This is a genomic window from Polaromonas sp. P1_G4, from assembly GCF_056405475.1.
This window is the reverse complement of record NZ_JBFUCA010000125.1, coordinates 1-9,522: the sequence shown is the minus strand read 5'-3', so window position 1 is coordinate 9,522 and position 9,522 is coordinate 1. Positions and strand designations below refer to the sequence as shown.

The window sequence follows — 9,522 nt, the reverse complement described above, 5'->3', positions numbered from 1 at the left end:
ATCACGGTGAAGGCGCCAGCCGCAGCCATTGAGTCCACGCCCGATGCCATCGAAGCCGCAGGCGCCAACTGGTACCCGCTGAAATTGCAGCGCGAACTGGATGACGCCATCCTCAACCTGCGCACCAACGAACTGGAAGTCGGCACCTGGGTCATCAAGACCACAGGCGATGCCGGCCAGGTGATCCGCATGGACGAAACGCTGGCCAAACTGAAAGACCACTGGCTGGTCAAGGAAACCACGGGTGCGCTGCGCCGCACCCTGGCCCGGCTGGACGTCACCAGCCGTTCGCTGATTGCGCTGGTCGATGCGGGTTCGTGCTTTGCCGGCACTTTCTACGAACTGGCTCTGGCCTGCGACCGCATCTACATGCTGGACTTGCCCGATTCACCAGACGCCGCGCCTGCGCTGCAACTGAGTCCGGCCAACTTCGGCTGGTTCCCCGCCGTCAATGGCCTGACGCGCCTGCAAACCCGATTCTGCGAAGACGATGCCACCATTGCACAGTTGCAAAAACTCGGCGACAGCCCGCTGCGCGCTGATCAGGCGCTGGCGCTGGGCCTTGTGACCTTGACGCCCGACGACATTGACTGGGAAGACGAGATCCGCATCATGCTGGAAGAGCGTGCTTCGCTCTCGCCCGACGCCATGACCGGCATGGAAGCCTCGTTGCGCTTCCCGGGGAAAGAGACGATGGAGACGCGCGTGTTTGGGCGGCTCTCGGCCTGGCAGAACTGGATTTTCATTCGTCCGAATGCGGTGGGTGAGGACGGTGCCTTGAAACTTTTCGGCACGGGCAAGAAAGCCAAGTTCGACTGGAAGAGGGTGTAACCCCCCGAAGCGCCTGCGGCGCCTCCCCCCAGGGGGCGCCACCTGCGGCCCGGCAAAGCCGGTTCCGCGCTGGCACTGGTACTGACATTGCTGCTGCCGCCTCGCAACTTATTTGATGGAAGAACGCCATGAGCTCAATAGATCTGCAAGCCCTCATCCCCAACAACGTCCACCTGGGCGAAAACCGCCAGCTCCAGCGCGCGCTGGAGCACTGGCAACCCGCCTTTCTGAACTGGTGGGACGAAATGGGTCCCAGCGACTTCAAGGCCAAGGAAGTCTATTTGCGCACTGCTGTCGGCGTGGATGCATCAGGCTGGGCCAGCTACGGCTACACGCCCATGCCCGATTACCGCTGGGGCATCTTTTTGGCTGACAAGGAAGAGGGTCGCAAGATTGGCTTTGGCGACCACATGGGTGAAGACGTCTGGCAGGACGTGCCCGGCGAATACCGCTCGACCTTCCGCCGTCTGATCGTGACGCAGGGCGACACCGAGCCGGCGTCTGTCGAGCAACAGCGCCTCTTGGGCCACACCGCGCCGTCGCTGTATGACCTGCGCAATCTTTTCCAGGTCAACGTCGAGGAAGGCCGACACCTCTGGGCCATGGTGTATTTGCTGCATGCGCACTTCGGCCGCGATGGCCGCGAAGAAGCGGAAGAGCTCTTGATGCGCCACAGCGGCGATGCCGACAAGCCGCGAATCCTGGGCACTTTCAACGAGCCCATGGACAACTGGCTGAGCTTTTTCATGTTCACCTACTTCACCGACCGCGACGGCAAGTTCCAGCTCAAGTCATTCGCAGAATCCGCCTTTGACCCGCTGGCGCGTACCACGCGCTTCATGCTGACCGAGGAAGCCCACCACATGTTCGTGGGCGAGACCGGGGTTGGCCGTGTCATCAAACGCACGCTGGAAGTGATGAAAGAGCTGGACACCGACGACGTCGCCACACTGCGCAAAGCCGGTGTAATCGACCTGCCCACGGTGCAGAAATTCATGAACTTCTGGTTCACGTCGTCGTTGGACCTGTTCGGCTCGGAAGCGTCGTCGAACGCCGCCAACTACTTCAGCAACGGCATCAAGGGCCGGCCGGACGAAGCCAAGTTCGCCGACCACGTGGAACTCGAAACCGAGATGAGCATCGTGGTGCCGAACGGGCAGGGCGGTCTCAAAAACGAGACGATCTCGACCCGCAACGGCATGAATGAGATCACGCGCCTCGAGTACGTCAAGGACTGCAATGTCGGCGTGACGCGCTGGAACATGGGCATCAAGCGCGCGGGTGTGGATTTTGAGTTGACCCTGCCGTCCACACGTTTTCGCCGCGCGGTCGGCGCCTGGGCCGGTAATTTCACCGACCCGCAGGGCAACCCGATCAGCGCCGCCGATTTCGAAGCGAAAAAAGACCAGTGGCTGCCCACGCCGGCCGATACGGCATTTGTCAAAAGCCTGATGAACCGAGTTACCGAACCCGGCAAGATGGCCGCCTGGATCGCGCCGCCGGACCGCGGTATCAACGCCAACCCCTTGGAGTACGAATACGTCAAATTGTGAATATGGCCCCCACGGTCGCTCACTTCGTGTAGTTCCCTGCCCCCCGAGGGGCCGCTGCGCCTGCGGTCTGGCAAAGCCAGTCCCGCGGCCCCGGCTTGATTTGACGTGACCGCTTCACCAGCCTCAGGCGATATTTGCGCCGCGTTCTTTGAGTAAGTCCCGCAGTAGCGAGCGATGGCAACGCGCCTCGTTTTCGCAATAGCAGCCCATGGCGAAATTCGCCTGGTGTGACAGCGCCGCCAGCAGGTCCAGGTTGCGGCTGGCATCGGGTTCGTTCATTTCAGCCCGGTATTTTTTGCTGAAGGCTGCCCAGTCCTTGTCGGAGTTAACCGACTGGCCCAACTTCATGGTTTCCACGCTGGGCGCGAGGCTGGGGTACCAGACGTCATACCAGTCCTGCGAGGCGAACTCGGTTTTCGGCACGCCGCGCGGCGGTCTTCGCACCGTGCCTATGCGCAAACCTTCGTTGGCACTTCGCGCCGTGCCCAGCCTGACGATCCTGATGGCCATTACGGTCTCCTTTTTGGCGAACGGTTCAAGAACCCTGTTCTGGAACGACTCAGGGCGCGGCGGCGGTGCCCGGCTCAGGGGACTCAACGCGCGACATCTCCCGTATCTGGCGCGCGATCTCATCTTCGGCCATTGGCGCTTTCTCAGAAGCCACAGGGGCCGGCGTGTCCAGCCAATGCACCGCGGCCGGAAAGGCGAACACCACCACCGTGAGCGCCACCTGCACCAGCAGCATGGGCCATAGCGCGCCCAACAGGCGCCGGCTCGAAACGGCCGGCAGGCCCGAGCGGGCCCGGGCCATCAGCACGGCATAGCCCATGGGCGGTATCAGGAAACTCAGCTGCAGCACCAGCAGCAGCAACACTGCCGCCTGCTGGGCATCGCCCAGCCGCGCGATCAGCGCCGGCGCGACGATGGGCACGATGACAAAAATCATTTCGAACGCATCCAGCACCCAGGCGCACGAGGCCACCAGCAGCAGTACCAGGGCCGCCGTCACGCCCGGCGGTAGCGTGGAGCCCAGCAGCAGGCCGTTGAGCCAGCGGTCGGTGCCGAACACCCGGAAGACCAGGCTGAAGGTAGTGGCACCCACCAGGAGTGCAAACAGGGCACCGCTGAGCTTGAGCGTGTCGGCCAGCACCGCTTGCCAGCCTGCCGCCGAAATCGAGCGGCCCGCGAGGGCGGCTGCGACCAGCAGCATGGCACCCGTGGCCGCCGCTTCCACCGCATAGAGCTTGCCGGTAAAGACGCCGGCCAACAGCAGCACGATGGTGCCGCCCGCGAGCAGGGCGACTGCCACCTGCGCACGGCTGAGCGGGGTGTGCTGCGGCTTTTCCTGAAGCTTTCGCGCCTGGCGCCAGGCCACTAGGGCCCAGAGCGCCAGTACGCACAGGGCGGGCAACAGCGCGGCATGCATCACGTCCTGGGTGTTGATGATGCGCTGGCCGGCCTGCAGGTAGCCCGGCAGCCGGCTGGCTTCCAGGTGCGCCAGCATCATGGCATCGCCCAGCAGCAGCAAGACCAGAGAAGGCGGCACTACCACGCCTATGGTGGCGGCCACACTGATGATGGAGATGGCCTGCGCGGTGTCCAGGTGCGCCATGCGCGGTGCTATCAGGCGCGAAAGCAGGGCCGAACTGGAAGCGACCGAGCCGTTCATGGGCGCGATAAGGGCGCCGACACCCAGGGCCGAGAGGGCGTGCGCGCCGGCCAGGGGCCGGAACAGCCGCAGCAAGGCGGAGAACAGGGCGTCGGCCACTGTCAGGCGCTGCAGCAACACGCCCATGAAGACATACAGCGGCATAGCCTGCAGCAAATCGTTTTCCAGCAGGCCCAGTGTTCGCACGGGCAGGGCCTGCAAGATCTGGAGGTCAAAAGCGCCTGCGGCCAGGCCCAACGTGGCGAATAAGCTGGAGACGCCGATCAGCAAGGCCCAGACCGGCAGGCCGGTGGCGAGAATCAGCACGCCCAGGAGCAGAAGCATCCACAAGCCCGCGAGGGGGCCGGTGAAACTCATGGCGAGCCCGGCGCGCGGCCGTGCGGCAGGAGTTCGAGCAGGCCTTCCGCCAGCACCAGCAAGAGCATCAACACCATCGCGATCTTGATCACGAAGTAACCCGGGCTGAGTGTTTCACCGAACCGTTCGAAAGTAGCCACGGAAGCCACCAGTAGTGGCCAGCCGGCCCAGAGCATGAACAGCGCCCAGGGCGCGATGCAGACCAGCAGCGCCCAGGAATGCCAGCGCGGGCGGGGTGCGCCGGAAGGGTGCGGCTGCAGGGAAGCGAGGTGGGTATGGCTTCTGGAGGCCGCGGTCACGGCTACAGCCACGTACAGTGCGAATAGCACTTGCGCCGCATCATTGGCCTGGCGTGAGTAGGCCTGGACGAGTTCGCGCAGCGGCCATTGGGCCAGCAGCAGTGCCGCCAGCGGTAGCACCAGCAGCCCGAATACTGCTGTCATGCGTGTCAGACCCTTGTCGATCCAGGACACGGCCCCGGCGGCGGCCCGCATCATCATGCGGCGGCAAGGCTGCTGCCAGCCTTCCCCTCGGGCCGGTGCGGATCAGGCTGGGCAACGAGGCGAAGTTTCATTGGGTAATCCAGTGAATGGAAAAAATGAGGAGGGGTGCGGGAAAGTGTAGCGGGTTCAGGCTATAATATTTGACTAGTCGGAGTGTGGCRCAGTCTGGTAGCGCACCTGGTTTGGGACCAGGGGGTCCAAGGTTCGAATCCTTGTACTCCGACCAAAAATTCCCAGCAAAAAGCCCACTTATGTGGGCTTTTTCACGCCTGTCTGTTGGGGCGCCTCGCCAGTTCGGCCTTGGCAGCCCTCAGTCTCGCCAACGGCGGCGTTTTCAGGGCTTGAGTAACGACCCAAAGTTGGATGTGCGCCAGTATTCGCGCACCTGTTCCAGTTTTTCCTGAAAATCCCGAAAGTGCAGCGGCTTGCGCACGTAGCTGTTAAGCCCGCCCTGGAGCTCTTTCACCACCGGGGAGTATTTGGATTCGGACGTCAGGAGGATGACGGGTACAAAGAAGGTGCGGGGGTCGGCCCGCATGCGCTGCATGACTTCCAGCCCGCTGAGGCCGGGCAAATTCAGGTCCAGCATGACGAGTTCGGGCGGATGGTCGTTGGGCCGGTTGCTGTAAGCACCTTCGCAGAAAAGGTATTCCAGGGCTTCCGTGCCGTCGCGGGCAACGATGATTTCATGGTCCGCACCGTTTTCCTGCAATGTCACCGTGGTGAGCTCTACATGGGCAGGGTTGTCTTCCACCAGCAGCAGGATTGGTCGGGTCATGTGCGTGCCTTTGCGTTTCTTTCGTGTAGACAATATACCCCTGACAGGGAGCCAGCCATAGGTGAGTCATTGCGGTGTGTGAGAACCACAACAAACCGCCGTGTCCGAATCACTGCGTGCCGGACATGTCCGACCCTGTTGCCCGGGGTATCCGGCAGGCGTTTGAAGGTATGATTCGCGACGAACTGAATCCTGCAGTTCGCACGTTTGCGGCTCCGCCGCGCTGACACACATACAGACTGCCCGTAGCTCAGTTGGATAGAGCATCAGCCTTCTAAGCTGAGGGTCGGGGGTTCGATCCCCTCCGGGCAGGCCAATCGACCGCTTCAAGCTACTGCGGACCCGTGATCAAAGCCAATACGTTCCTCGCGATCCTCACGTACCCGAAGGTACGTTCCGGTCGCTGCGGTACGGTTTGGCTTTGCTGACGGGTCCTCGCTACGCTTGCTATCGGCCGATTTTCTTGTCTGGGCGTCAGCTCGATGCGCTTTTATCCTTACTTACCGCTCCGGCTCTTCCGGTGCGGCTCGGGCTTGCTGACGCGTTCTCGCTACGCGATCTGATCCCAAATCGGGGGACAACGCTCCTGGTATCGGATCGCCGCCGGACTCAACGTTTTTCGTACTGCGTCTTGCCAAACAGGATTTCCCGCGCCTTGTCGTCGGTGATGGGCCTGCGCAGATCGGCCAGTACCTTGACGCCACGCTGCACGGCGGGGCGGTCGCTGATCAGGTCAAACCATTTCTTGAGGTGAGGGTAGTCGGCCCAGTCGATGCCGTGGTTTTGCCAATTGCGCAGCCAGGGGAAGATGGCGATGTCGGCGATGGTGTATTCATCGCAGGCGATGAACTTGTGGGTGGAAAGCTGCTTGTCCATCACGCCGTAAAGCCGCTTCGTTTCATTCGTGTAGCGGTTGATGGCGTAGTCGATTTTCTCGGGCGCGTACTGCCGGAAATGGTGGGTTTGCCCGATCATGGGGCCGACGCCGCCCATCTGGAACATCAGCCACTGCAGCACCTGGAATTTGAGGCGGTCGCTTTTTGGCAAAAACTGGCCGGTTTTTGCGGCCAGGTACAGCAGGATGGCGCCGGATTCAAACACCGGGATCGGCTTGCCGTCGGGGCCGACCGGGTCAACCAGCGCAGGAATCTTGTTATTCGGGCTGATAGCCAGAAATTCGGGCTTGAACTGGTCGCCGGTGCCGATATTGACTGGAATCGCTTGCCAGTCCCGGTCCAGCTGCAGCCCGCATTCTTCCAGCATGATGTGGACCTTGTGGCCGTTCGGTGTGGGCCAGGAGTAAACATTGATCATTGGCGCTTCCTTGGACTAACATGAGGTTGCTGCACTTTAAGAGAAAAGCCAAAACCATGTTTGAGCGGTTGAAGAAAGTCTTTGTCGGGGGTAAGGGGGATGCGGGCGACGCCGGCGCCTCCGACGATGCCGTGTCCGAGTGGGCCGGTACCCGCGGCTTTTCTTATACCGGCCTGGGGGAAGGCAAGGGTTTTGCCCTGAAAGGTTCCGTGAGTGGCAAACCCTGGAAGATGGAGCGTGGCCGGGCCTCGCGCGACTACATCCGCGGCGAAGAACTCCGCGCCCGCGGTGAGATCAAGGTCAACGACGACGTCACGGTGCTGGTCATGAACCGGGCACTGAAGGATTCACTTGAAAAACGTGCTTACCAGGCCTATACCGACACCCTGCAGACCACCGCAGACCTGAGCATGCCGGAAGAGGTGCGCTGGCTGGCCATGTATTCGGAAGTAGGTTGGGAAAGCCTGCCCAAGCCGTTCTGGCAGCGCTACGCAGTCATGGCAGACCAGCGTGTGCATGCGCAGGCCTGGCTGGACACCCACCTGGTCGACTTGCTGATGAACTGGCCGGAGCCATCACCAGATGCGCAAGTGCCTTTTATCCTGATGATTCTGCGCGGCAAGGCTTACCTGCGCATGCAATACACCCCCGCCGACATGCCGACGCTGGAACATGCGGCCCAGATCTTCACGAGCGCCTGCGAATCGGCCATTGCAGGCCTGTCCAACGACATCACGCTCTGATCGCATTGCCATTTTCAGGGTGAAATTGGCACTTTAGCCGTATGGGGTGAGCGCGAGTAGCTATTGATTTAATAGCAAAATTTGAGCGTATCAGCCGCCACGCGTTATGGGCATCTCGATTTCGCCGGGCATCAGCAAGTGCTTGGCCAGCTCAAGCTTGGCCAGAGAAGCTCGATGCACCTCGTCCGGGCCGTCGGCCAGGCGCAGGGTGCGCTGGCTGGCGTAGGCATAGGCCAGCGGGAAGTCGTCCGACACACCGCCTCCGCCGTGGGCCTGGATGGCCCAGTCGATGATCTGGCAGGCCATGTTGGGCGCCACCACCTTGATCATGGCGATCTCGGCCTTGGCAACCTTATTCCCAACGGTGTCCATCATGTAGGCCGCCTTGAGCGTCAGCAGGCGGGCCTGCTCGATCATGCAGCGGGCTTCGGCAATGYGCTCGTGCCAGACCGACTGGCTTGCGATCGGTTTGCCGAAAGCCACGCGGGTATTGAGGCGCTTGCACATCAGCTCCAGCGCGCGCTCGGCAATGCCGATGCTGCGCATGCAGTGGTGAATGCGTCCGGGCCCGAGGCGCCCCTGGGCAATTTCGAAACCACGGCCTTCGCCCAGCATCAAATTGGCGGCGGGCACGCGCACATTCGTCAGGCGCACTTCCATGTGGCCGTGCGGGGCGTCGTCGTAGCCGAAGACCGACAGCGGGCGGATGACCTCGATGCCGGGCGTGTTGGCGGGCACCAGGATCATGGACTGCTGTTCGTGGCGGCCGGCGTCGGGGTTGGTTTTACCCATGACGATGTAGATGGCACAGCGCGGATCGCCCGCGCCGGATGACCACCACTTGAGGMCGTTGAGGACGTAGTCGTCGCCGTCGCGCTCGATGCGGCACTGGATGTTGGTGGCGTCGGACGAAGCGACTTCCGGCTCGGTCATCAGGAAGGCAGAACGGATCTCGCCCTTGAGCAGCGGATCCAGCCACTGGTCCTTGTTGGCTTCGGAGCCGTAGCGGGCGATGGTTTCCATGTTGCCGGTGTCGGGCGCCGAGCAATTGAACACCTCGGCCGCAAAGGGCACGCGGCCCATGATTTCGCACAGCGGCGCGTATTCGAGGTTGGACAGACCTTCAGGGGCGCGCGGCGAGTGCGGCAAAAACAGGTTCCACAGGCCGGCGGCACGCGCCTTGGGTTTGAGCTCCTCGACCAGCCTGGTCGGGATCCAGGCATTGCCCTTGGCGCGGTTCTCGGCGATTTCGCGGAAAAAGCGGGCCTCATTGGGGTAAACATGCTCGTCCATGAACTTGAGCAGGCGCGCCCGCAGTTCCTGTACTTTGGGGGTGTAGTTGAAGTCCATGAAATCTCCAGAAAGATGTGAGGCGATGTTGTTATGAGACAGCGGTCGTTCAGCCCTGGCTTTTCAGGGCAAAGCCCCAGGCCATCCTGGCCAGCAGCGGCGCGCCGGCGGCCGAGCTGACGGCCTGGGCGCTGGAAGCCGTGCCGGCCTCGACGCGCTTGGCAATGCCTTGCAGAATGGCCGCGATGCGAAACAGGTTGTAGGCCATGTAGAAGTTCCAGTCGACCTTGAGCGCCTCGGGTGTGGTCAGCCCGGTGCGCTCGCAGTAAAGGCGTATGTAGTCGGATTCGGTGGGAATGCCCAGGCTGACCACGTCCAGCCCGCCAATGCCGCGGAAAGCGCCCGGCGGAATGTGCCAGGCCATGCAGTGGTAGCTGAAGTCGGCCAGTGGATGGCCCAGGGTGGAGAGCTCCCAGTCAAGCAC

8 protein-coding genes, 2 tRNA genes and 2 pseudogenes are annotated in these 9,522 nt (G+C 62.2%); 5 read left to right on the top strand and 7 right to left on the bottom strand.

All coding sequences use genetic code 11. The features are described from left to right. Both AC1D1X_RS08535 and boxB read left to right on the top strand, forming a co-directional pair. Nucleotides 1-831, top strand: a pseudogene (locus AC1D1X_RS08535) (2,3-epoxybenzoyl-CoA dihydrolase); the annotation flags it as partial. 128 nt (nt 832-959) lie between these two features. After that, nucleotides 960-2,384, top strand: coding sequence for a benzoyl-CoA 2,3-epoxidase subunit BoxB (gene boxB, locus AC1D1X_RS08530; RefSeq protein WP_477669410.1), 1,425 nt, complete (start codon nt 960-962; stop codon nt 2,382-2,384). A gap of 123 nt (nt 2,385-2,507) precedes the next feature. Here boxB and AC1D1X_RS08525 read toward each other — a convergent pair whose 3' ends face one another. Genes AC1D1X_RS08525 through AC1D1X_RS08515 form a run of 3 tightly spaced genes read right to left on the bottom strand, consistent with a single transcriptional unit; the run spans nt 2,508 to nt 4,853 of the window. Continuing rightward, nucleotides 2,508-2,894 carry a DUF488 domain-containing protein gene (locus AC1D1X_RS08525; protein ID WP_477669411.1) on the bottom strand — a complete coding sequence of 129 codons (387 nt, stop codon included), beginning with the start codon at nt 2,892-2,894 and terminating at the stop codon, nt 2,508-2,510. A gap of 49 nt (nt 2,895-2,943) precedes the next feature. Continuing rightward, on the bottom strand, nt 2,944-4,410 hold the full coding sequence (locus tag AC1D1X_RS08520; RefSeq protein WP_477669412.1) for a TRAP transporter large permease subunit: 1,467 nt from the start codon (nt 4,408-4,410) through the stop codon (nt 2,944-2,946). Continuing rightward, the gene (locus AC1D1X_RS08515) at nt 4,407-4,853 is read right to left on the bottom strand and encodes a C4-dicarboxylate ABC transporter substrate-binding protein (protein WP_477669413.1); all 447 of its coding nucleotides are present in this window, start codon (nt 4,851-4,853) and stop codon (nt 4,407-4,409) included. The genes AC1D1X_RS08520 and AC1D1X_RS08515 overlap by 4 nt, the downstream gene beginning before the upstream one ends. A 209-nt stretch (nt 4,854-5,062) precedes the next feature. On the opposite strand from AC1D1X_RS08515, the gene AC1D1X_RS08510 reads away from it, so the two are divergent. Next, nucleotides 5,063-5,139, top strand: a tRNA-Pro gene (locus tag AC1D1X_RS08510). Nucleotides 5,140-5,247: 108 nt separating this feature from the next. On the opposite strand, the gene AC1D1X_RS08505 is transcribed toward AC1D1X_RS08510, so the two are convergent. After that, nucleotides 5,248-5,691, bottom strand: coding sequence for a response regulator (locus tag AC1D1X_RS08505; protein WP_477648732.1), 444 nt, complete (start codon nt 5,689-5,691; stop codon nt 5,248-5,250). 239 nt (nt 5,692-5,930) lie between these two features. Between AC1D1X_RS08505 and AC1D1X_RS08500 the strand changes: the two genes are divergently transcribed. Beyond that, nucleotides 5,931-6,007: transfer RNA gene (locus tag AC1D1X_RS08500), tRNA-Arg, on the top strand. A 293-nt stretch (nt 6,008-6,300) separates the two neighbouring features. Here AC1D1X_RS08500 and AC1D1X_RS08495 read toward each other — a convergent pair. Beyond that, a complete protein-coding gene (locus AC1D1X_RS08495; protein ID WP_477669414.1) occupies nt 6,301-7,005 on the bottom strand; it encodes a glutathione binding-like protein in 705 nt (234 codons plus the stop codon). Nucleotides 7,006-7,061: 56 nt separating this feature from the next. On the opposite strand from AC1D1X_RS08495, the gene AC1D1X_RS08490 reads away from it, so the two are divergent. Beyond that, nucleotides 7,062-7,748, top strand: coding sequence for a hypothetical protein (locus AC1D1X_RS08490; protein ID WP_457280747.1), 687 nt, complete (start codon nt 7,062-7,064; stop codon nt 7,746-7,748). Between the two features lie 90 nt (nt 7,749-7,838). Here the strand turns inward: AC1D1X_RS08490 and AC1D1X_RS08485 are convergent, their stop codons facing one another. Both AC1D1X_RS08485 and AC1D1X_RS08480 read right to left on the bottom strand, forming a co-directional pair. Next, a complete protein-coding gene (locus AC1D1X_RS08485) occupies nt 7,839-9,098 on the bottom strand; it encodes an acyl-CoA dehydrogenase family protein (RefSeq protein WP_477698133.1) in 1,260 nt (419 codons plus the stop codon). A gap of 49 nt (nt 9,099-9,147) precedes the next feature. Further along, nucleotides 9,148-9,522 (bottom strand): annotated as a pseudogene (locus AC1D1X_RS08480) (phosphotransferase family protein); the annotation flags it as partial.

Excerpts from the sequence above, each read along its gene's own strand:
- AC1D1X_RS08525 (WP_477669411.1), bottom strand. The coding sequence starts at position 2,894 with ATGGCCATCAGGATCGTCAGGCTGGGCACGGCGCGAAGTGCCAACGAA.
- AC1D1X_RS08505 (WP_477648732.1), bottom strand. The coding sequence starts at position 5,691 with ATGACCCGACCAATCCTGCTGCTGGTGGAAGACAACCCTGCCCATGTA.
- AC1D1X_RS08520 (WP_477669412.1), bottom strand. The coding sequence starts at position 4,410 with ATGAGTTTCACCGGCCCCCTCGCGGGCTTGTGGATGCTTCTGCTCCTG.
- AC1D1X_RS08495 (WP_477669414.1), bottom strand. The coding sequence starts at position 7,005 with ATGATCAATGTTTACTCCTGGCCCACACCGAACGGCCACAAGGTCCAC.
- AC1D1X_RS08490 (WP_457280747.1), top strand. The coding sequence starts at position 7,062 with ATGTTTGAGCGGTTGAAGAAAGTCTTTGTCGGGGGTAAGGGGGATGCG.
- AC1D1X_RS08515 (WP_477669413.1), bottom strand. The coding sequence starts at position 4,853 with ATGACAGCAGTATTCGGGCTGCTGGTGCTACCGCTGGCGGCACTGCTG.
- boxB (WP_477669410.1), top strand. The coding sequence starts at position 960 with ATGAGCTCAATAGATCTGCAAGCCCTCATCCCCAACAACGTCCACCTG.